This is a genomic window from Actinomadura sp. BRA 177 (assembly GCF_013372625.1).
GTDB lineage: Bacteria > Actinomycetota > Actinomycetes > Streptosporangiales > Streptosporangiaceae > Spirillospora.
This window is the reverse complement of the sequence record NZ_JABXFD010000127.1, coordinates 1-20723: the sequence shown is the minus strand read 5'-3', so window position 1 is coordinate 20723 and position 20723 is coordinate 1. Positions and strand designations below refer to the sequence as shown.

Sequence of the window (20723 nt, the reverse complement as noted above, 5' to 3'; positions counted from 1 at the left end):
GCTCTGCGGGTGGCGTGGATTAGCGCGGGAGGGTGATTGAGCGGGCAGGAGGCGATCGGGGAGGCCGTGGCGCGGACCGTGCGGGCGTTGCGGGCCGGGCACGGGTGGAGCCTGGACGAGCTCGCCGGGCGTGCCGGGGTCAGCAAGGGCGTGCTGGTCGGGCTGGAACAGGGGCGCGGCAACCCGAATTTGGGGACGCTCATCCGCATTTCGGACGCGCTCGGCGTGCCGCTGACGCGGCTGGTGCAGGTGGAGGAGGAGCCGCCGATGCGTATGTTCCGGCCCGAGCGGCACGTCGTCCTGTGGGAGGGCGAGCACGGCGGGACGGGGACGCTGCTGGCCGGGAGCGATCCGAGGCCGTCGCTGGAGCTGTGGCACTGGGTGCTCCAGCCTGGCGAGACGCGGGAGAGCGACCCGCACGTGCCGGGCACCAAGGAGATCGTGTACGTGCAGCAGGGCACCCTGACCCTCGGCGTGGACGGCCGGACGGACCTCGTCGAGGAAGGGGCCGCCGCCGTGTTCGTCGGCGACCGCCCCCACTCCTACGGCAACGCGAGCAAGAACGAGGTCCACTTCGTCCTCGCCGTCCTGGACCTCTGACCAGGGGCGGGTCAGGAGGTTAGGCGGACGGGCATGGCCAGGTAGCGGTAGCCGGTGTCGGTTTCGGGTGGGGTCTCCTCGTCGTCCTTCTTGTCGGGGATGGCGGTGAGGAGGGCGGCCTTCGTGGGGCCGGCGCATTCGAGGCGGGCGTATTCGGTGTCGATGCCGGCGAGGCCGTCCAGCAGGTATTGGGGGGCGAACGCTATGTCGATGTCGTCGCCGGTGAGGGTGGCGGCCAGGGCCTCGTTGGCGCGGGCGGAGTCGCCGGTGGCGGCGCGGATGCGGACCTCGTCGGCGGTGAAGGCCAGCCGGATGGGGGTGCCGCGCTCGGTGACGAGGGCGGCGCGTTTGATCGCCTCGACGAACGGGGCGACGGGGATCTCGGCGACGGACGACCAGGTGCCGGTGAGGCGGGACCGGTAGTTGATGTACTGGTCGTCCAGGAGGCGGCTGGTCATGCTGCGGCCGCCGCCGGAGACGCCGATGAGGGTGTCGGCGGCGCCGCCGAGGTCGATGGCGACCTCCGCGCCGCGCTTGATCGACTTGGCGGTGTCGGCGAGGGTGCGGGCGGGGACGACGACGCCGGCGGTGAAGGCGGGGTCGTCGGGCGACCAGGTCAGTTCGCGGGCGGCGATACGGTACCGGTCGGTGCAGGCCAGCCACATCGTGTCGCCCTCGATGTCGATGCGGACGCCGGTGAGCATGGGCAGGGTGTCGTCGCGTCCGGCGGCGGGGGTGACCTGGCCGACCGCGGTGGCGAACAGGTCGCCGGGGACGGTGCCCGCGCGGGCGGGCGGCTCGGGGAGGGTCGGGTAGTCCTCGACGGGCATCGTCAGCAGGCCGAACTCGGCGGGGCCGCAGCGGACCACCACCTCGGAGCCCTTGGTGAAGACCTCCACCGGATGCGAGGGGAGGTTCCGGACGATGTCCGACAGGAGGCGGCCGGGGACGAGGGCGCGGCCCGGCTCGGCCACGTCGGCGTCTTCCCGGGCGTGCGCGGACACCTCGTAGTCGAACCCGGCCAGGGTCAGTTCGCCCTTGTCGGTGACCTCGATGAGCATGCCCGCGAGGACGGGGAGGGCGGGGCGCGTCGGCAGCGTCCGCGCGGCCCACGCGACGGCGTCGGCGAGCGTCTGCCGGTCGACTCGGAACTCCACCTCGATCAGCCTTCCCAACGGTGAACGTCTATGCCGAGCACGTTAGCCCCCGGCACTGACAGAACCGGTCAGAAGAGCGTGGCCTCGTCGGCCCGGGTGCGGGTCTTGCGTTCGAAGTCGAGAAGGTAGCGCTTGCGGTCGAGGCCGCCGCCGTAGCCGGTGAGGGAGCCGGTGGAGCCGACGACGCGGTGGCAGGGGACGATGACGCCGACCGGGTTGCGTCCGTTGGCGAGGCCGACCGCACGGGACGCGGACGGGTTGCCGAGTTCGGCGGCGAGTTCGCCGTAGGTGGTGGTCTCGCCGTAGGGGATGTCTTGGAGTGCCGTCCAGACGCGCTGCTGGAAGGGCGTCCCGTGGAGGCTGAGCGGTATGTCGAACTCGGTCAGTTCCCCGGCGAAGTACGCGGTGAGCTGTGCGGCGACGGTCGCGAAGGGTTCGGTGTCCGGGTCGCCGGGCGCACCGAAGGTTTCTTCGGACGGAAGGTGCCGTTGCTTCTCCATGTACAGCCCGGACAGGGCACCGTCTGTGGCCACCAAGGTGAGGGGACCGACTGGGCTGTCTAGGACGACGTGTGTAGGCATGAGGTTCCTCAGTGTGCGGGAAGCAGGTTGATGGGGTGGTCGCCCGTGGCCCACAGGTATTGGACGGCATAGGCCCGCCAAGGGCGCCATTGGGCGGCACGTCGGGTGAGGGCGGCCGGGGTGCTCGGCAGGTCGAGAGACTTGGCGGCGAGCCGGATTCCCAGGTCGCCCGGGATGAAGGCGTCCGGGTCGCCGAGAGCGCGCATCGCGATGGTCTCGATGGTCCACGGACCGAAGCCGGGTAGCTCGGACAAGCGCGCGCGGGCCTCCTCCCAGTCGCTCCCTACGCCAAGGTCGATTCGGCCGCTCGAAAGTGCGTCGACAAGGGCAAGGAGGGTGGTGCGCCGGGTTTTCGGGAACGCGAGCGCCTCCGGGTCAAGCTCCGCCAGGGCGGACGGGGTCGGGAACAGGTGCGTCAGTCCGCCACCAGGGTCGTCTATGGGGTCGCCATAGGCGGTTACCAGGCGTCCCGCATGGGTGCGTGCGGCGGCCGTCGACACCTGCTGACCCAGGACGGCCCGTACGGCGAACTCTGGGGCGTCCACAGTGCGGGGCACTCGCCGTCCAGGGGCCTTGTCGACCAACGGGGCCAGGACGGGGTCGCTGCGGAGCAGATCGTCCACCGCGATGGGATCGGCGTCCAAGTCGAGCATCCAGCGGCAGCGGCTGATCGCGATCGTAAGGTCGCGTAGGTCCGTGAGGCTCAGCGTGCAGGCGACGTGGTCGGGCTGAGGGCGAAGGGTCGCGATGCCGTGTCCGTGGGGTAGGCGCATAGCGCGGCGGAACGCGCCGTCCCGCCACTCCTCGACGCCTGGGACGGCGGTGGCCGTGAGATGGCCGAACAGGTTATCCGGGCAGAGTGGCGCACGGAACGGCAACCGCAAGGAGAGCGCTCCCGAGCCCGCCGGCGGATGTCCCTTGGCGACACGTTCACGCAACCCAGTCGGAGAAAGCGCGAACACGTCCCGGACGGTGTCGTTGAATGCCCGAATACTCGCGAACCCCGCCGCGAACGCAACGTCACCCATCGGGAGGGGTGTCGTTTCGATGAGGAGCCGTGCCGTCTGAGCGCGCTGGGCTCGCGCCAGGGCAAGTGGACCGGCTCCCAGTTCGGCGTTCAGTTGGCGCTCGATCTGGCGCGTGCTGTAGCCGAGCCGTCCCGCAAGGCCGGGCACACCCTCCCGGTCGACGACACCGTCGGCGATGAGGCGCATTGCCCGCGCGACGACGTCCGCCCTGTGGTTCCACTCGGGCGAGCCAGGGGACGTGTCTGGCCGGCACCGCTTGCAGGCCCGGAAACCGGCTTGCTGCGCTGCGGCGGCGCTCGGATAGAAGCGCATGTTCTCGGGCTTGGGCGGGACGACCGGACAGCTCGGACGGCAGTAGATCCCCGTGGTCACCACACCGGTGAAGAACCATCCATCGAAACGGGCGTCCTTCGACTGGACGGCCCGTACGCACCTCTCCACGTCCTCGTGCATGCATCCAGCATCACCGATGGCGATACGTCCTCACTAGCGAGAAAACGACATCATCGTCGCCACCACTACGATCCGGTGTTCATGAACGACTTGCCCGATGGGCCCGTCTTACCGGCCGCTGAGACCGAGGTGGTGCTGAGGCCGCCGCGCACCCTCAAGTATCTCGCCTGCGTACAGGCCACCGCCGGAGCCCTCCTCGTCCTGGCCGCAGGGTACGCGTTCTGGATCCAAGCTTTCATGCCGGCTCTGTGCCTCGCCTTCATGGGGCTGGCGGCCGTGGGCGCGACGCTGAACTTCCTCATGGGAAAGGTGAAATTCGGTCCGGACGGACTGCACAACCATGAGGACTCGGTAAGCCAGGTCTACATGGCCTGGGAAGGCATTACGGCACTCGAAAGACGCCGCCGGTTGTGGACGGAACGGATCGTCGCCGTGAGTCCCGCGACCTCGGTGACCTTGGGCGCACCGGCCCGTCTGCGCTTCCGGCGGGATCCGCGTTTCGAGGCCGCGGTCGCCGACCTGTCCCGGCGGGCGGGACGCGAGGTCACGCGCGGCCGCCCCCTCCTGACCTGGCGATACGCCGTCACGCACGTGGCGATCCTCGCGACGTGGACGTTTCTCTTCGTCACGTTCGACCCGATCTGGCACCACCAGGCGTGGCCCGGCCGCAGCGAGGCACGCGCTCTCCCCGACCCCTGCCGCGTGCTCGCACCGGCGGCGAAACAGCTGGCTCCGGAGCAGAAGCCGTTGTTCTATGACTTCACCGACAACCCCATCTGCCAGTTCGACGCCATTTCGCTGAGGCTCGCGTACCAGCTGCACAAATACCAACTGGGTCAGGACGGCGGAATCGAGCAGGCTGAAAAGGAGTTCCGCGAAGGTCCCGGCGGCCCCACACCCGACGACAAGGGCGCGCGCCCCCTGCCGGGCGTCGGCGACGAGGCGACGATCGTCACGTCCACCTATAAGGACCCGAGTCGTGTGACGCAGATCCAGATCTCCGTGCGCAGGGCCAACGTCACCGTGTGGCTCTCCTACACGCCCCGCCTGAAGGGCAGGGACTCCACCTCCGAGGCCGTCGCCCTCGCCGAGCATCTCGCCCGCACCGCAACCGACCGCATCAAACTCGACTGAACGGCCATGACGTCGCAGGTAATCGATCTTCCGTCACCGGGTTGGCACCGTAAGGGGCGTCGACGATCAGACGGGAGTCATGAAATGAGCGACGTTCAGCAGCGCGTCGAGCGCTACCTGGCCATCTGGAACGAGACGGATCCGGCCGCGCGGCGCGCCGCGATCGAGGAACTGTGGACGGAGAATCCCGTCTACGTCGACCCGCTCGGCGTGGCCGAGGGACGGGACGCGATCGACGCCTTCGTCGGCGCCGCGCAGCAGCAGTTCCCCGGCCTGGTGTTCCGTCCGGCGGGCGCCGTGGACGCCCACCACAACGTGGCCCGCTTCACCTGGGAACTCGGCCCCGAGGGCGGCGTGGCGATCGTCGTCGGCTTCGACGTGGCGGTGTTCACCGAGGACGGCCGGTTCGACCGCGTCCACGGCTTCCTCGACAAGGTGCCCGCCTGAGCCGAGTGTGCGGCGCGCCGGGCGGCCGACGCGCCACCCGGGTCATCGGTCGGCCAGTGGCGTGGCGGAGAGCCGTTCGGTCTCCCACGCGCGACCAGAGTCAGGACGAACCGACGCACCCAGGCCGGTGGTGGCGTAATCCCTCATCTTTTCGTCGTTCAGGGAAGCGGCGATATCGAGGGCCTTCTCGTACATCGCGATCGCCTCGCGCTCGTCGCCGATGCCGCGGAGGCAGTCGGCGAGCTTGCACAGCGTCCAGCCCTCCATGAGGCGGTCACCGATCTCGACGGCGACGTGCAGGGCACTCTCCAGGGCATCCCTGGCCACGTCATATTCCTCACGCTTGCGGGCGGACTCGCCGAGATCATGCCAAACCCACCCGACCTGGGAGTGGTTCCCGGCATCTCGTGCGGCGTGGGCAGCACGCCGGAACAGCGACTCCGCGGTCTCGGGGCTCCTCTGGTCCAGGGCGCAGCGCGCCCCGCCGACCAGGGCCTCGGCCTGGATCTCCGGGTGCTCCCGGGACGCGTCCACCGCCTCGTCGTAGCGGGCGGCGGCGGCCGCGGCATCGCCGCGCCGCAGCGCGAGACTCCCCAGATTGCACAGGTTCCACGCGCGCAACTCGGTGTCACCGACCTCCTCGGCGATGGCGAGCGCGGCGGCGAAGGCCTCCCCCGCCGAGTCGCACTCGTCCCGCCGGTACCGGCAGACGCCCACCCCGTCCCAGGCCCAGCCCTCGTCCTGGCGCGCCCCGACGGCGGCGGAGGCGTCCCGCGCCCGCTCGAACAGCGTCTCGGCGCGGTCGAACATGTCCGAGTAGCGTGCGGCGTGCGCCTGGTCCAGCAGGCTGCGCGCCGCCAGCGCGGTGTCCCCGGCCGCGACGGCGATCGCGTGCAGGCCGAAGGCGATGCCCTCCGCGCGGGCGTGCTCATGCGCGGCCCGCGCGTCCCGGTAAGCGGCTTGGAGCAGTTCCACCTGGGGCCGGCTCGCCATCGCCTCGCACAGCGACCGGACCGTAGGGCGGTGCGCCGGGTCCTTGGCGAGCGCCCGGCGGACGATGTCCCGCAACCAGCCGGGAACACCGGATATATCTGACTCCGATTCGAGGATCTGGCAGAGGATCGCTGTAGCCGTGTCCCCCGGGAAGCACGGCCGGCCGGTCGCCGCGTAGGCCATCACCGCGCCCCAGCCGAACACGTCCGCCGCACCTGTCGGCCTCGCCTCCCTCAGGAGCTCGGGCGCCATGTAGCGCCACGTGCCGATCGGCATGGTCGTGATCCGGGTGTTGTCGATGCTGTACGCGATGCCGAGGTCGATGAGCACCGGCTCACCGGCCGCCATGATGATGTTGGCCGGCTTGACGTCCCGGTGGACCAGGTCCGCGGTGTGCAGAGCGTCCAGGGCCCGCGCCAGGCCGAGCCCGAGCCGGCGGAGGTCCTGCCGCCCGAGCGGACCCGCCTTCACGACCTCGTCCAGCGGCCGCCCCTGGACGTACTCGGTGACCAGGTAGGGGGGTCGGGCCCGTCAGGTCGGCGTCGACGTACGCGGCGACGTGCGGTGCGTCGACCCGGCGCAGCGCGGCCGCCTCCCGCTGGAACCTGCGGGGACCGTGTTCGCTGTGGAAGGCGATCTGGTTCATCGTCTTCAGCGCGACGATCCGCCCATCCGGCGCCCGCCCCAAATGGACGATGCCCCACCCGCCCTGGCCCAGTTCGGACAGCAACTCGTAGTCCCCGAACCGCCGTGGGTACATCCGGCCCCCGCATCTCCCACCCGGACAAGTGCGGGGCAACCGTAACCCAGGCGGCGATTCCTCAGGTCGAGGCAGGCGCGACTGCGCGACAACTGACCGATATCGGCCCGCAGCCCTTTTGCTTAGGCGGTCGCACGGAAGTGGGCTTCGCGGTCGAGTGTTGCTAGGGCCGTGTTAAGGACGACGACCACGGCGAACACGATCGCCACCGTGGGATGGCCTACGCCGTAGAACGCGAGTGCGCCCGCACCGAAGACGACGGCCTTCACCAGTAGGACGAGCGGTAGCGCGACCTTGAATCGGGCGCGGGGAGCGGCGAACAGGCCCCACAGCACCATCGCGGCCACCGGCGTCCCCACCCCCAGGACGATGTGCAGCAACACGTTGTCGCCGATGGTGAAACCCCACCACGCCAACGCGACGATGGCCACGACCTCCAGTAGGAAGGCGAGCCCTTCATTCAACACATGCAATGGCCCAGGTAGACGCACGCGGTTACGGTACATCCTGTGGACGAGATCTCCTGGCGGGAGGATGGCCGGGATCACCACGTCCGCTGGCGGTCGGAGAACGGCGCGCCGGCCCCCGGCCGCGTCGTGGTCATAGGAGACGAGACCCGCGCCGACGACGCCTATCGGCTGGCCTGCGAGGGCACCGCGCTGCTGTGGCGCGGCGACTTCCAGAACGCACGGCAGCTCCTCATGGCGATGGCACGCCGGATCGACCGTCCTCCACGCCGAAGCAGGCGCAAGCCGGAACCGTCCCAGGCACAGGCATTTCACCTTCATCGTCAGGCACGAGCCCAGCGCGCGCGGACGCTGGGCATGCTGCTCATACCATTCGACCCGGGACACGTGATTCCGCTGCACCGTGCACCTCCCGTCCAGGACGCCTGTACGGAGGCCTATGGGCCGGACGACCAGCCCTACATCGTTTCTCTGCGCGAGGTGCTCGGGTTGATCGGCGCCCATGAATGGCGCGTGAAGGGCGTCCCCATCCCTGCGCTGGACGGCGACCGGATACATCCGCATTACGGAGTCTTCTCTCCGGTCAGAGGGGAGTACGTGGACCTGGTCGGCGCGGCGCCACTTCCGTCGGCGACAACGGCGTTCGACATCGGAACCGGAACGGGCGTCCTAGCGGCGGTTTTGGCCCGTCGGGGTGTGGAACGCGTCGTCGCCACTGACCTCGACCCGCGCGCGCTTGCCTGCGCCCAAGAGAACGTCGATCGGCTGAAAGTGGAGGTTGAGGTCCTCCACGCCGACCTGTTCCCGCAGGGGCGTGCCGGCCTCGTCGTCTGCAACCCGCCGTGGGTGCCCGGCAAGCCCAGCTCACGCCTCGAACACGCCGTCTACGACCCTGGCGGGCGGGTGCTCCGCGGTTTCCTGAGCCGCCTCGGCGACCACCTGGAACCGGACGGTGAAGGCTGGCTGATCCTGTCCGACCTGGCCGAACACCTCGGCCTCCGCACCCGCGACGACCTCCGCGCGCTGTTCGAATCGTCCGGCCTGGAGGTGGCCGGCAGGCTCGACACCAGGCCCGTCCACCCGCGCGCCGCCGACCCCGGCGACCCGCTCCACGCGGCCCGCGCCGCCGAAACGACGTCCCTCTGGCGCCTGCGCCGACCTCCCGGCTAACGCGCGCTCTGCCCGACACGCTCAGATATGGCTGCGGTGGGCGGTTTCGGGGCCGACGACGCGGAGCAGGGCGAGGGCGTCGATCGCCGCGGTGCCGGGGGACGGGGTGTACACGACGAGGCGCTGGTCCTCGGCCGGCGTGAGCAGGACCTCCGCGTCGAACTCGATCGGCCCGACCTGGGGGTGCAGCACCCTCATCCGGCTGGTGCGGCGGACGGCGACCTCGTGCAGTTCCCAGAGCCGGGTGAACTCGGCGCTGGCCTCCCGGAGCCGCCGGACGAGCGCCCGCGCCGGCTCGTCGCCGCCGCGGCGGGCCACGGCGGCGCGCAGGTCGGCGACGTGCTGGCGGCTGTAGTGCTCGTGTTCGTCCGGCGGGTACGCCTCCCGGACGAACGGGTCGGTGAACCACCGCCAGACGATGTTTCGGCCGGGCCCGTCCACGGTGCAGACGCAGCCGAAAAGGGAGTCGGCCATGGCGTTCTGCGCGAGCAGGTCACCGAGGTCGCCGACGATGTGCGCGGGCGTCTCGTCCAGCCGATCGAGGAGGTAGAGCAGGCCCGGCCGGACGTACTCGCCGGCGAAGGGACCGGCGGGCGGGCGATGCCCGGCGAGGACGTACAGGTGGTCCCGCTCGTCCTCGGTCAGCCGCAGCGCGCGGGCGAGCGCGGCCAGCAGCTGGACGGACGGCTGCGGGCTCCGCGCCTGCTCAAGCCGCATGTAGTAGTCGGCGGACATGCCCGCGAGCTGCGACACCTCCTCGCGGCGCAGCCCCGGCGTGCGGCGCCGCGGGCCCGCCGCCAGGCCCACGTCCCGCGGGCGCAGCCGCTCCCGCGAGCGGCGGAGGAAGTCGGCGAGGTCGCGGCGGTTCAGGTCCCACGGACGGGCGATCAGCCGCGCCCGGAGGACAAGCGGTCCTTCGGCTGCACGCAGGACCGGACGATCCCGGTCGAGAACCACCGGGAACTGGCCGCGGGCATCGCCGGCAGTGAATACATCGAGCTCGACAGCGGGCACGTCGTGATGATGGAACGGCCGGACGAATTCGTGAAGCTCGTCCGGGACTTCTTCGACCGCCCATAGCGGAAGCCTGTTACTCGGCGGCGCGCGCCGAGCACGATGGAAAGCATGCGTCCTATCGATCAGCAGACCATTCTCATCACGGGCGCGACCGATGGCCTCGGTCGCGTCCTGGCCGCCCGGCTGACCGCCGAAGGCGCGACCGTGCTCGTCCACGGACGGGACGACCAGCGCGGCAAGGCGACCCTCCAGGAGATCGGCGGCCGGTCGGCCTGGTACCGGGCCGACCTGTCGTCGCTGGCCGAGACCCGCGCGCTCGCCGAGGCCGTCCGCGCCGACCACCCGCGGCTGGACGTGCTGGTCAACAATGCCGGGATCGCCGGGCCGGAGTCGTGGCAGGCGAGCGCGGACGGCCACGAGGTGACGTTCGCAGTGAACTACTTGTCCGGATATTTGCTGACTCGGCTGCTGCTGCCGACGCTCGTGTCGTCGGCACCGGCCCGGATCGTCAATGTCAGCAGCCTCGGCCAGCAAACGATCGACTTCGCCGACGTGATGCTCACCCGCCGCTACCGCGGGTTCCGGGCGTACTGCCAGAGCAAGCTCGCCCAGGTTCTGTTCACCATCGATCTCGCCGACGAACTGGCCGGGACGGGCGTCACCGCGAACGCCCTGCACCCGGCCACCTTCATGCCGACCAAGATGGTCTCGTCACCGGTCAGCACATTGGAAGAGGGCCTTGAGGCAACGCATCGCCTCGTCACCGATCCGGCGTTGGACGACGTCTCCGGCCGCTTCTTCAACGGTCTTCACCAAGCGCGCGCGGACGACCAGGCATATGACCCCGAAGCACGTGCTCGCCTGCGCGCGCTCTCGGACGACCTGACGTCCCCCTAGGCAGCCCCCGGCCAACCGCCCGGCGAGGTCACTGAGATCGGTCTGCGGGACGTCCCGGCGGAGTGGGGGATCTCAGGCGTTTGCGACTTCCCAGATCGGGCGGGCCTGGACGCGGGAGAGGCGCCAGCCGTCCACTGTCCGGGATGCCTGCAGGTCGTAGCGTTCGCCCAGCATGCGCGGCCCGGACTCGTGCGCGAAGACGACGAGGAGGTTCGCACTGATGGCAGCCTTGTCGCCGTTCACATCGATGAGCGGATCGGTGATGAAGTGCTGGGTCGGCACCGTGTGGTTGCGGCGCGCCTGCTCGACGAGGGCGTCGACGCCCCTGGCGACGCCGCCGAGGGTGTGCGCTTCGGCGTCCTCGGTGAACAGGGCGCGTCCGTCGCCGGGGCTCTTGTCGTCCAGCCACCGCCCTAGGCGGCTGACGAGCGTGGACAGCTGCTGCCGGTCGTCCATGACCACTCCATTCATTGGTGCGGCCAACGATAGTCGATCGTTGGCCGTGCCAACAACCAGGTAGGCTGTGCGGCATGATGACGGCCGACGCCCGGACGCCCGCGCGCCTCCGCAACGCCCCGAGCTGGCTGATCAACCTGGTCTCGGCGCACAGCCACCGCCTGGTCGGCGCCGGTTTCGCCGCGGCGGGCGCCCGCGGTTACCACTACCGGCTGCTCGCCGCCCTCGCCGAGTACGGCCCGTCCAGCCAGGCCACGCTGGGCCGCCACACCGGCATCGACCGCAGCGACGTCGTCGCCGCCCTGAACGAGCTCGCCGCGAAGGGGCTGGTCGAGCGCTCCCACGACCCGTCCGACCGGCGCCGCAACATCATCACGCTCACCCCGGACGGCGCCCGCCACCTCCGGGAACTCGACGGGGTCCTGGCCGGTATCCAGGACGAGCTCCTCGCACCGCTCGCACCGGCCGAACGCGAACAGCTCATCGGCCTGCTGACCCGCCTAGCCGACCACCACGCCGATAATCAGTCGCGCTCGCCGAAACCCCGGCAATAACCTCGGTCTTTTCTCCGGAAGGGGCCGCCTGTGCCGCCTGCCATCCAGCTCGTCGAACTGCCGCCGGCCGCGATGATCGCCCTACTAGACGGGGACTTGGCGGGCGCCGCCACCGCCACCGGAAGTCCCCTCACCGGCTACTTCACGACCGACGAAGCGAAGTCGCTGTGGCGTTTCCGCCTCGCCCAACTCGCCCGCGACCCGTCCCATGCCGCGTGGATCGTCCGGGCCGCCGTCGCGCAACCGGACGGGCACGTCGTCGGCCACGCCGGCTTCCACGGGGCACCCGAGAACGGCACGGTCACGATCGCCTACTCCGTCGACCCGGCCCACCGCCGCAAGGGCTACGCACGCGCGATGCTCACCGCCCTGATGGAACGTGCCGCCGCCGAACCGTCCGTCACGACCGTCCGCGCCACGATCAGCCCGGACAACAGGGCGTCCCTCGCCACGATCGCGGGCCAAGGCTTCACTTACATCGGCGAACAATGGGACGACGAGGACGGCCGCGAACTGATCTTCGAACGCCCGGCCCGCTGAGCACCGAGAACGATCGCGCTTCCAGCGCGGCGTGCTAGCGCGGTTCTGCCGCTGCGGTCTCCGCGCCGAAGGCCTCGCGCTGGATCTGGTCGAACTGGGCGCCCATTGCCTCGGCCACCGCCTTCGCCGCCGATAGCGGCCGCACCATCACGGTGAGATCGTCGATCAGCCCGTTGTCGTCAAGGTGCAGGAAGTCGCATCCGTGCACCTGGAGCCCGTCGACCGTCGCCTTGAACATGAGCGCGTGGTCGCGGCCGTCCGTGCTGACGGTCTCCCGCACGTAGCGAATGTCCTGGAACACCCGCGCCGCGCCCCGCACGATCGCCGCGGTGATCGCCTTGCCCTCGTACGGCTTGAACACCACCGGGCTCGTGAACACGGCGTCCTCCGCGAACAGTGCCTCCAAGGCCGCGATGTCACCGGCCTCCACGGCCCGCCGGAACGGATGCATGGGAGCGCCCCCCCGATATGAAACTAGTTGACTAGGTGCGGATGACACTAATCGTGTCCTCGACCACTCGTCCAGGGCAGAATGACGTGGCCGTAGTCACAAAATTGATTAATGGACGAAGCGACTGTCGCCGCCGCTACGCTCAGGGGTATGTCGCTGCGCAACGCGGTACTGGCCACCCTCCTGGAGGGCGAGGCATCGGGATACGACCTGGCGAAGAGCTTCGACGCCGGCGTCGCTAACTTCTGGATGGCCACCCCGCAGCAGCTCTACCGCGAACTGGACAAAATGGCGGCCGAGGGCCTCATCCAGGCCCGCGTCGTCCAGCAGGAACGCCGCCCCAACAAGCGCCTGTTCTCCCTCACCGACGCCGGCCGCCGCGCCCTGCACGACTTCACCGCCACCCCGCCGCGCCCCGGCGCCATCCGCGAAGAACTCATGGTCCAGGTCCAGGCAGTGGACGCGGGCGACACCCAAGCGGTCATGAACGCCATCCGCGAACGCATGACCTGGGCCGAAGCCAAGGTCGCCCGCTTCGAACGCCTCCGCGCCCGCCTCCTGGACGGCCGCACCGAAACGGAGCACCTCGCCACCGCCGACCGCATCGGCCCCTACCTCACCCTGATGCGCGGCCTGGCCTTCGAACGCGAAAACCTCCGCTGGTGCCAACAGGCCCTGACCACCCTGACCCACCGCACCACCACCCACACCCCCTGACTCCCGGCATCGGGGGCGTGACACGGACGAAAACGCGCGGGGCGGCGTGCGGCTACTGAGCCATGTCGACGAAGCGGCTGTAGTGGCCCTGAAAGGCAACGGTGACGGTGGCGGTCGGGCCGTTGCGGTGCTTGGCGACGATCAGATCGGCCTCGCCGGCGCGCGGCGACTCCTTCTCGTAGGCGTCCTCGCGGTGCAACAGGATCACCATGTCCGCATCCTGCTCGATACTGTTATGGAGAGAAATTCCGTTTGCCACGAAATTATGAAGGCCGAGCACCGTGGCGTCGTAGACGTCCTGTTCACCGATGCTCTCGATGTCTACTATTTCATCCCAGAGCACGTCGTTGGTGCAGAGCAGTTCCAGCTCGGCGCTGCCCATTACCGTCGCAACGCGCCCAAGCCGCTCACGGCTGGATGCACGCTTCCACAGTGCACTGCCACAGAACTGGGTACCGATTGCGGCGGAGAACTCCCTGTGCGTCATCCCACGATCGGCGAGAATGCTCCGGACATCGTCCCATACTTCTCTGGGAACAGTGTCGCGATTGGTGTTCGATCGAATTCCTCGGAGCAGGTCGACAGCGGCCGCGGCTATGACACCACGCGCCCCATGGACGCCGACGGATTCGAAGAACGCGAGCTGATTCTCCGCGCCGAAGAGGTGGAGCTGGTACCCGCGGCGATAGGAACCCTTCGTGACGCTCTTGATGCGCGAGAGAATGCCGAATCGCAGCAGCAAGGTGGAGACATCCTCAACGAGTTGCCTGCTCGTGGATGCGTAGTAGACACGGCATTGGCCGTTCTTCGCGTCCCAGTGGACACAGCCGTCCGTGGCCCAGAGATGCTTGAGGAAAAGCGCCACCTCCTCCTTGGGGAGGCTGAATACCGGCGCCGGAACGAACTTCTCATGCGAACGTCTTCCGAAGAGTCCGAGTTCATCAAGCCATTTGGCGATCGGATTCCGGCGACCGTGAGTCAAGCGGTACGGCGCCGGCAACCGGAGCGTGGTCACCCGCGCGACCTCGTAGTCGTCCCGGACGGCGGTGATGCCGAAATGCTCGGCCGCTTCGGTGACGGCCTGAAGACACGCCTCGTCCTTACTGGCGTAGCGGATCGGCTGACGCCTCAAGAATGATCCGTCGCCGATGAGGTGCGCCAGCATGACCACGCGCGCCTCGGGCCATGCCGTTGGGTCCAGCGGCGGTGGCACATGCCTGGAGGTCGCGACACGCGAACCGGGCGCCAGCTCACCGAGCGGCTTCCAGCCGTGATAGGTGAGGAAGGGGTGGTTGGCGGTGGCCTCGACCTCTTTACCGGAGGCCAACCTGACGCGGAAGACTTCTCGACGCCCGCTGGAAAACGCATGTGTCATGGTTCGGGGCACGTACTTCAGACGCTCATCAAGCGCCCATACGGGGACGTCCCTCTCGCCGCTCGCCACGAGCTCACCCATGGTGACCTGTTCATTGGTGTCCGCCCGCATGATCCGAGTGGATGCCGTGACACACCCCGATTCGCGAAGGTCGGACACCATGGGTTTTTTGTCGGTTCGCTGCTCCGGGCCTCGGTTGAGCTGCGACAGCGCGATGACCGGGACGCCCAGCTCCTTGGCGAGGAGCTTCAGCGACCGGGAGAACTCCGAGACCTCGACCTGGCGGCTCTCCACGCGCTTGCCGGAGCTCATCAGCTGCAGGTAGTCGATGATGACCAGGCGCAGGTCGTGCTGCTGCTTGAGGCGCCGGCACTTCGCGCGGATCTCCATCATCGACATGTTGGGCGAGTCGTCGATGAACAGCGGCGCCTCGGCGACCTCGCTCATGCGGCGGGCGAGGCGCGTCCAGTCCTCGTCCTGCATGGTGCCGGACCGCATCGCGTGCAGCGCCACCCGCGCCTCGGCGGACAGCAGCCGCATCGTGATCTCGTTGCGCCCCATCTCCAGGCTGAAGAACGCCGAGGCCAGGCCGTGCTTGATGGACGCGGCGCGGGCGAAGTCGAGCGCGAGCGTCGAGTTGTGCGTCGGGATGCAGGAACGTCCCGCCAGGTACATGTGGTCGTCGTTGTCGACCTGCACGCACCGCACCGGCACGCTCTCCACCGGGCGCACGTCCACGATGTACCGCACCTTCGGAGGCACGCCGACGCGTTGGCGGGCTGCCCTACGCGGCAACCGGAACACCATCTCGGCCGGCGTGAAGCCGATCTCGTACACCGGCTCGTGCGCGGGGGCGGTCGTGGGCTCGGTCGTCAGTTCGGCGCGATGGCCGAGGCTGAGGACGAGTTCGTGCATCCCTCCGGCGAGGCGTGCAGAGGAGAACACAAGGTCGACGCGCCCATCGGCCGACACGTGCCCGCGGATGTCGAGCAGCCCGGCCAGCAACGCCCGCCGCTGGTCCGTGGACGCCCGCAGGTATCGCGCGGGGACGTGCTTGCCCGCCAGCAGGCCGAGGGAGTCGAGGTGGCGGCGCAATCCGGGCAGCAGGTAGCAGCCGGGGATCGGCTCCGGAACGACCTGTTGGCCGGTCGCCTCGATCTGGGCGATGACGGCGCCGTCCAGGCAGGTGATCTGATCGAGGCCGGGTTCCCCGGCCCCGAGCCACACGCCGAGAACATAGGGATCGATGGGCAGATCGGCCTCGGGGAGGTCGAAGGCCGCGGCGACCTCCACGGCATGGACCGGACGCCCTTCGTGCCGCAGCGTCGCGAAGATCTCCCCGGTCGTCCGGATCCCGGCGCGACCGCCGAACGCCGCCCGACCGCCTTGCGGCCGGGCGACGGCGGTGCCATGGCGGCCTCGGATCACCGGGCGGTGATCCTGGGGCGGCGGCGTGCGGGACGCCCCGCCCTCGCCGGTCATGCTCTCCGCCTCCATGCCGGCACAGGTAGACCATCCGCGAACCTGCCCGAAGTCCGTCCAGGGCACGCCGGCAACCCCGGGCAAGCCGTGCGGACCGTGCGCTTTTCCGGCACGCAGTGGACGGCGCCCGCTCTGCTTCCCGCCCTGGCCGCTGTCCTCCGCCGTCGAGCGGACGGCAATGATCTCCCTGGTCGGCCAGGAGCCGGCGCTGCTGGTGATGCCGGAGAAATGAGTGAAACCGGAGGCGTTCGGCACCGACTTGGTCCCGAGCCCGAATCGTCCGTTCTGGCTGCCCCACTCCAGGGAGAACGCTCTACGGAGGATCGCGGCGAAGTGCCTCGGCATGTGGCCGGGGGGCTCGCCTTCGCTGACACGACCCGAGCCGGCCGCTTCCCCTCCGGCCCCGGTCTCGTCCACGCGCGGCGGCGTGCCATCGGCAAGCCATGGTGCATCGCCGTCTTTCGAGCGGATGGTGGTGCGCCACTGGTGCTGGGCGTCGGCGACGATGACCTCGCCGTCCGAGAACTCGACCTCGTAGCAGGGACGGCCGTGCATCACCTCGGTCGCGGCGACGACGCGGGTCGGCCTGCCGTCGGCCCCGAGCAGGTGATCACCGACCGTCACCTCGCCCATCGTCGTCCACCCTGTGGGAGTTGGTAGCGGAGTGCCCAATTCGAGCGCTTTGCCCATGGCGGGGCGGGCGGCGACGACGATCATCTGGCCGGGGTGGAGGCCGTTGGTGAGGGCGTCGAGGTCGGCGAAGCCGGTGGGGCAGCCGACCATCTGGCCGCCGCGGCTGCCGATGGCCTCGATCTCGTCCAAAGCGCCGGGCATGATCTCCGACAGCGCGACATAGTCCTCGCCGGCCCGCTTCTCGGCGATGGCGAAGACCTCGGCCTGGGCGCGGTCGAGGACCTCGTCGGCGTCGGCCCCGTCGGCCGCGTAGCCCATCTGGACGATGCGGGTGCCGGTCTCGACCAGCCGGCGCAGGATCGCGCGCTCATGCACGATCTTGGCGTAGTAGCCGGCGTTGGCCGCCGTGGGCACCAGGGAGATCAGCGTGTGCAGGTAGGGGGCACCGCCGATCCGGGCGATCTCACCGTTCTTGGTGAGCTCGCCCGCCACGGTGACGGCGTCGGCCGGGTCGCCGCGGCCGTAGAGGTCGAGGATGACGTCGTAGACGATCTGGTGTGCGGGACGGTAGAAGTCGGGTGTACGCAGCAGTTCGACGACCTCGGCGATGGCGTCCTGGGAGAGCAGCATGCCGCCGAGCACGCCCTGCTCCGCCGAGATGTCGTGCGGTGGGGTGCGTTCGAACTCGTGCTCCTGCGGTCCGATATCGGCCACGCTCACCGCCGCACCCCCTCATCTCGGCCGCCGGCGGCCCCGTCCGCCCATCGCCGACCGTTCTCCACACGTCTATCCGACGCGTCGGACATTCTCGCGAGCCCGCGCGTCCATGAGCAAAGCCGCCTGTGGACGAACCTGTGGAGCGCCTGTGCAGACACGCCGTGCCGGTTGTGCACGACCTGTGGACAACTCTGTGGATTCTCCGTGGACGACGTGCATAGCAGCCCGATGACCTGCGATAACGTCATCCACCGGCTGTGCGGGAAAGAAAGTCGGCCCGGCACGGCACTGTAAGGCTTGAAGTTCTTAGGAAAGTTACCGCGTGGTACCCTCGGCGCGGTGACGACTTCCCGGCGGCTCGCGACCGCGCACGACCGCGAGATCCTGCGCCTGGCCGTGCCGGCCTTCGGCGCGCTCGTCGCCGAACCCCTGTTCCTGCTGTCCGACTCGGCGATCATCGGGCATCTCGGCACCGCGCAACTGGGCGGCCTCGGCGTCGCCGGCCAGGTGCTGACCACCCTCGTCTACCTGTGCGTCTTCCTCGCCTACGGGACGACCGCCGGGGTCGCGCGGCAGGTCGGCGCCGGCGACCTGCGGGCGGCGATCAGGCAGGGCATCGACGGGATGTGGCTCGCGATCGCCATCGGAGCGGTGCTGATCGTCGCCGGCTGGCCGCTGACCCCGTGGATCGTGGACGCGTTCGGCGCGTCCCCCGCCGTGACCCCGTACGCCGAGACCTACCTCCGCGTCAGCCTCTTCGGCATTCCGTCGATGCTGCTCGTGCTCGCCGGCACCGGCGTCCTGCGCGGCCTGCAGGACACCCGCACGCCGCTCTTCGTCTCCATCGGCGGATTCTCGGCGAACCTGCTGCTCAACGTGGTTTTCGTACTCGTCCTGGACTGGGGGATCGCCGGTGCGGCCTGGGGCACCGTCCTCGCCCAGACGGGCAGCGCGGTCGTCTACGTGGCCGTCGTGCTAAGGGCGGCGCGCCGGCACGGGGCCCCGGTCCGTCCCGACATGGCCGGGTTGCGGACGTCCGCCACGGCGGGCTTCGGCCTCCTGGTCCGGACGGCCGCACTCCGCGTCGTCCTCATCGTGGGAACGTCGATCGCCGCCCGCATGGGGGACGCCGAGATCGCCGCCTACCAGGTCGGCTTCCAGGTGTGGACGCTGCTGGCGTTCGCGCTCGACGCCATCGCGATCGCCGGGCAGGCCATCACCGGACGCTACCTGGGCGCGTCCGACACCACGGCCACGCGCGCCATCACGCGCCGGATGGTGTGGTGGGGCATCGGCTCCGGCGTCGCGTTCGGCCTGCTCATCCTCCTCGTCCGCCCGTTGCTGCCCGCCCTCTTCACCGCGGACGGCGACGTCCGGCACCTGCTGCTCGCCTCGCTGCTCCTGGTCGCGGTGCTGCAGCCCGTCGCGGGCGTCGTGTTCGTCCTGGACGGCATCCTGATCGGCGCTGGCGACGGCGCCTACCTCGCCGTGACGACGCTGGTCGCGACGATCGTCTTCCTGCCCGCCGCGATCGCCCTGTACAGGGCGGACGCCGGACTCGTCGGGCTCTGGACCGCGATCGGCCTCTGGATGCTGACCCGCATGCTCACCCTCGGCCTGCGCGCCCGCGGCGACCGCTGGATGGTCACCGGCGCCGTCCGCTAGCGGGATTCGGCGAATCGCACCCGCACCGGACGCCCCACCCGCTACTATTCGAACATGTGTTCCACACACGGCGAGCGGATGGCCCGGCTGACGCAGGCGATCGACGACCTGGCGGCCGAGGGCCTGGCCGGACTGCCCCCGGAGACCCTCGTGGAACGGGTGGCGGGCATCTGGTCCCTGATCGAGGGCATCGACCCCGAGATCGCCCGCCGCCGAACCCGCTACACCACCCCGGAAACATAACCGGATCCAGACGGCCACCACTGATGCGACGCCCATCGCAGGACCGGATAACGCCACTTCCCACTGGAGCAAGGTGCGCACTCATCGCCGCACTCCGGCGCGGCGGGCGACGTGGTCGCGGACGGGCCCGGGCACAGGACGCGTGGCCGAAAGCCTCAGGTCAGATCGTCCAGGGACGGCAGAACCGGCAAGACCGGACCCGTCGTGGCGTTGCCCGGGCTGGGGGATCCCTCCAGACGGGCGGCGACCGACCTGCGGAGCTCGGGCAGCCGGGCGTAGAGCCTGTCCCCCGGACACTCCGTCTTGTTGTAGTCGCGATGCCCGACGATCGCGCTGGACGGATCGAGGTCGTACTCCTGGCACAGCCACACGCACACCTCCAGCAGCGATTTCCACAGCCGTCCTGGAACCGCGCGCGACGTGTACGTTCCCTCGTTCTCGATGCCGATCGTGTGGTCGTTGTTGTGCAGGACCTGCGCGCCCACCACAAGATCACCGGCCCGGATCGACTTCAGGCTGCGGTTGCGTCCCTCCATCACGATGCCGCCCCGGCTGATGGTGAGCTGCTGGCCGGTGTCGTCCCAGCCGTTCTTGTCCATGTGGATGTTCTGGATGCTCCGGGACAGGCTGAACGCGTGGGCCAGCGATCCATCGCGGGAGTTCGCCGTGGCGGTGTGGTGGACGACGATGTGGTCCGGTGCCCGGTTGAGGACCGTGGCCGGCCGCCTGGGCGGCCGCGCCTTCCACTGCGCGCGCGTGTAGACGTGCGGGGTCTCCGCCGCGAACAGGGCGCGTCCGGCGATGCCCTCGGGTGACTCCTCCGCCATGGCCTCATTCTGGAGGGGCGATGCCATGGACAGCATCTCCAGCAGACCGGCCCCGGCCACGCCACCGATGACCGCCCGGCGCGTCACCGGCATGCCGCCGCGCCCCCGGTCGTCCGCGCCGTCCCCCGAATGCGCGATCAACACCGTCCCCCTTCGCTCCGGCGATCAACTGATCACGGAACGTAATGGCCGCTCCGACGATCACCCAAACACAGGGCGGTTCACGGAAGATTCACCTCTCTCCTATACACCTCTGACGCTGCCGACGACGCGGATCGCGTAGATCTTGGAGGACGCAGCACACACGCACTAAGAAAAGTAAACACATTCGTCACAGTACACTCCTACTATCAATCATA

Annotated in this window: 20 protein-coding genes; 10 read left to right on the top strand and 10 right to left on the bottom strand. The window is 69.6% G+C overall.

Annotation, left to right across the window (positions count from 1 at the left end):
• Window positions 1-36 precede the first annotated feature (36 nt).
• Window positions 37-600 carry a helix-turn-helix domain-containing protein gene (locus HUX53_RS03600; protein WP_176401742.1) on the top strand — a complete coding sequence of 188 codons (564 nt, stop codon included), beginning with the start codon at window positions 37-39 and terminating at the stop codon, window positions 598-600.
• 11 nt (window positions 601-611) lie between these two features.
• Here the strand turns inward: HUX53_RS03600 and dnaN are convergent, their stop codons facing one another.
• The 3 genes from dnaN to HUX53_RS03585 all read right to left on the bottom strand — a co-directional run bounded on the left by dnaN (window position 612) and on the right by HUX53_RS03585 (window position 3819).
• Window positions 612-1757, bottom strand: a complete 1146-nt coding sequence (gene dnaN, locus HUX53_RS03595) for a DNA polymerase III subunit beta (protein WP_176401741.1) — start codon at window positions 1755-1757, stop codon at window positions 612-614.
• A gap of 68 nt (window positions 1758-1825) precedes the next feature.
• Window positions 1826-2338 (bottom strand): methylated-DNA--[protein]-cysteine S-methyltransferase, encoded by a 513-nt coding sequence (locus HUX53_RS03590; RefSeq protein ID WP_176401740.1) that lies wholly within the window; start codon window positions 2336-2338, stop codon window positions 1826-1828.
• 8 nt (window positions 2339-2346) lie between these two features.
• Window positions 2347-3819: a DNA-3-methyladenine glycosylase 2 family protein gene (locus HUX53_RS03585; protein ID WP_176401739.1), complete on the bottom strand. Its 1473-nt coding sequence runs from the start codon at window positions 3817-3819 to the stop codon at window positions 2347-2349.
• Between the two features lie 81 nt (window positions 3820-3900).
• On the opposite strand from HUX53_RS03585, the gene HUX53_RS03580 reads away from it, so the two are divergent.
• Both HUX53_RS03580 and HUX53_RS03575 read left to right on the top strand, forming a co-directional pair.
• On the top strand, window positions 3901-4953 hold the full coding sequence (locus HUX53_RS03580) for a hypothetical protein (protein WP_176401738.1): 1053 nt from the start codon (window positions 3901-3903) through the stop codon (window positions 4951-4953).
• An 84-nt stretch (window positions 4954-5037) separates the two neighbouring features.
• Window positions 5038-5400 carry a nuclear transport factor 2 family protein gene (locus tag HUX53_RS03575; RefSeq protein ID WP_176401737.1) on the top strand — a complete coding sequence of 121 codons (363 nt, stop codon included), beginning with the start codon at window positions 5038-5040 and terminating at the stop codon, window positions 5398-5400.
• Between the two features lie 42 nt (window positions 5401-5442).
• On the opposite strand, the gene HUX53_RS03570 is transcribed toward HUX53_RS03575, so the two are convergent.
• Both HUX53_RS03570 and HUX53_RS03565 read right to left on the bottom strand, forming a co-directional pair.
• Window positions 5443-6906 (bottom strand): serine/threonine-protein kinase, encoded by a 1464-nt coding sequence (locus tag HUX53_RS03570; RefSeq protein ID WP_255204880.1) that lies wholly within the window; start codon window positions 6904-6906, stop codon window positions 5443-5445.
• A gap of 369 nt (window positions 6907-7275) precedes the next feature.
• A complete protein-coding gene (locus HUX53_RS03565) occupies window positions 7276-7620 on the bottom strand; it encodes a YrdB family protein (RefSeq protein WP_309237028.1) in 345 nt (114 codons plus the stop codon).
• 42 nt (window positions 7621-7662) lie between these two features.
• Between HUX53_RS03565 and HUX53_RS03560 the strand changes: the two genes are divergently transcribed.
• Window positions 7663-8790 carry a class I SAM-dependent methyltransferase gene (locus tag HUX53_RS03560; protein ID WP_176401734.1) on the top strand — a complete coding sequence of 376 codons (1128 nt, stop codon included), beginning with the start codon at window positions 7663-7665 and terminating at the stop codon, window positions 8788-8790.
• A 21-nt stretch (window positions 8791-8811) separates the two neighbouring features.
• Here the strand turns inward: HUX53_RS03560 and HUX53_RS03555 are convergent, their stop codons facing one another.
• Window positions 8812-9804 (bottom strand): helix-turn-helix transcriptional regulator, encoded by a 993-nt coding sequence (locus HUX53_RS03555; protein WP_309237027.1) that lies wholly within the window; start codon window positions 9802-9804, stop codon window positions 8812-8814.
• A 111-nt stretch (window positions 9805-9915) separates the two neighbouring features.
• On the opposite strand from HUX53_RS03555, the gene HUX53_RS03550 reads away from it, so the two are divergent.
• Window positions 9916-10704 (top strand): SDR family NAD(P)-dependent oxidoreductase, encoded by a 789-nt coding sequence (locus tag HUX53_RS03550; RefSeq protein WP_176401733.1) that lies wholly within the window; start codon window positions 9916-9918, stop codon window positions 10702-10704.
• A 72-nt stretch (window positions 10705-10776) separates the two neighbouring features.
• On the opposite strand, the gene HUX53_RS03545 is transcribed toward HUX53_RS03550, so the two are convergent.
• Window positions 10777-11160, bottom strand: a complete 384-nt coding sequence (locus HUX53_RS03545; RefSeq protein ID WP_176401732.1) for a nuclear transport factor 2 family protein — start codon at window positions 11158-11160, stop codon at window positions 10777-10779.
• Window positions 11161-11234: 74 nt separating this feature from the next.
• Here HUX53_RS03545 and HUX53_RS03540 point away from each other — a divergent pair, with 74 nt between their 5' ends.
• Window positions 11235-11714, top strand: coding sequence for a MarR family winged helix-turn-helix transcriptional regulator (locus tag HUX53_RS03540; protein WP_176401731.1), 480 nt, complete (start codon window positions 11235-11237; stop codon window positions 11712-11714).
• A gap of 30 nt (window positions 11715-11744) precedes the next feature.
• Window positions 11745-12254, top strand: a complete 510-nt coding sequence (locus HUX53_RS03535; protein WP_309237026.1) for a GNAT family protein — start codon at window positions 11745-11747, stop codon at window positions 12252-12254.
• Between the two features lie 34 nt (window positions 12255-12288).
• Here the strand turns inward: HUX53_RS03535 and HUX53_RS03530 are convergent, their stop codons facing one another.
• Window positions 12289-12705 (bottom strand): nuclear transport factor 2 family protein, encoded by a 417-nt coding sequence (locus HUX53_RS03530; RefSeq protein ID WP_176401730.1) that lies wholly within the window; start codon window positions 12703-12705, stop codon window positions 12289-12291.
• 150 nt (window positions 12706-12855) lie between these two features.
• Between HUX53_RS03530 and HUX53_RS03525 the strand changes: the two genes are divergently transcribed.
• A complete protein-coding gene (locus HUX53_RS03525) occupies window positions 12856-13422 on the top strand; it encodes a PadR family transcriptional regulator (protein WP_176401744.1) in 567 nt (188 codons plus the stop codon).
• Window positions 13423-13474: 52 nt separating this feature from the next.
• On the opposite strand, the gene HUX53_RS03520 is transcribed toward HUX53_RS03525, so the two are convergent.
• Entirely contained in the window at window positions 13475-17632 is a 4158-nt protein-coding gene (locus tag HUX53_RS03520) for a replicative DNA helicase (protein WP_176401729.1), read from the bottom strand.
• Window positions 17633-17968: 336 nt separating this feature from the next.
• Between HUX53_RS03520 and HUX53_RS03515 the strand changes: the two genes are divergently transcribed.
• The gene (locus HUX53_RS03515; protein ID WP_176401728.1) at window positions 17969-19294 is read left to right on the top strand and encodes an MATE family efflux transporter; all 1326 of its coding nucleotides are present in this window, start codon (window positions 17969-17971) and stop codon (window positions 19292-19294) included.
• A 54-nt stretch (window positions 19295-19348) separates the two neighbouring features.
• Window positions 19349-19537: a hypothetical protein gene (locus HUX53_RS03510; protein ID WP_176401727.1), complete on the top strand. Its 189-nt coding sequence runs from the start codon at window positions 19349-19351 to the stop codon at window positions 19535-19537.
• A 155-nt stretch (window positions 19538-19692) separates the two neighbouring features.
• On the opposite strand, the gene HUX53_RS03505 is transcribed toward HUX53_RS03510, so the two are convergent.
• Window positions 19693-20364 (bottom strand): peptidoglycan recognition family protein, encoded by a 672-nt coding sequence (locus HUX53_RS03505; protein WP_255204877.1) that lies wholly within the window; start codon window positions 20362-20364, stop codon window positions 19693-19695.
• Between the last annotated feature and the right edge of the window lie 359 nt (window positions 20365-20723).

Excerpts from the sequence above, each read along its gene's own strand:
- HUX53_RS03580 (WP_176401738.1), top strand. The coding sequence starts at position 3,901 with ATGAACGACTTGCCCGATGGGCCCGTCTTACCGGCCGCTGAGACCGAG.
- HUX53_RS03540 (WP_176401731.1), top strand. The coding sequence starts at position 11,235 with ATGATGACGGCCGACGCCCGGACGCCCGCGCGCCTCCGCAACGCCCCG.
- HUX53_RS03505 (WP_255204877.1), bottom strand. The coding sequence starts at position 20,364 with ATGGCGGAGGAGTCACCCGAGGGCATCGCCGGACGCGCCCTGTTCGCG.
- HUX53_RS03530 (WP_176401730.1), bottom strand. The coding sequence starts at position 12,705 with ATGCATCCGTTCCGGCGGGCCGTGGAGGCCGGTGACATCGCGGCCTTG.
- HUX53_RS03585 (WP_176401739.1), bottom strand. The coding sequence starts at position 3,819 with ATGCACGAGGACGTGGAGAGGTGCGTACGGGCCGTCCAGTCGAAGGAC.
- HUX53_RS03510 (WP_176401727.1), top strand. The coding sequence starts at position 19,349 with ATGTGTTCCACACACGGCGAGCGGATGGCCCGGCTGACGCAGGCGATC.
- HUX53_RS03525 (WP_176401744.1), top strand. The coding sequence starts at position 12,856 with ATGTCGCTGCGCAACGCGGTACTGGCCACCCTCCTGGAGGGCGAGGCA.
- HUX53_RS03575 (WP_176401737.1), top strand. The coding sequence starts at position 5,038 with ATGAGCGACGTTCAGCAGCGCGTCGAGCGCTACCTGGCCATCTGGAAC.
- HUX53_RS03545 (WP_176401732.1), bottom strand. The coding sequence starts at position 11,160 with ATGGACGACCGGCAGCAGCTGTCCACGCTCGTCAGCCGCCTAGGGCGG.
- HUX53_RS03550 (WP_176401733.1), top strand. The coding sequence starts at position 9,916 with ATGCGTCCTATCGATCAGCAGACCATTCTCATCACGGGCGCGACCGAT.
- HUX53_RS03590 (WP_176401740.1), bottom strand. The coding sequence starts at position 2,338 with ATGCCTACACACGTCGTCCTAGACAGCCCAGTCGGTCCCCTCACCTTG.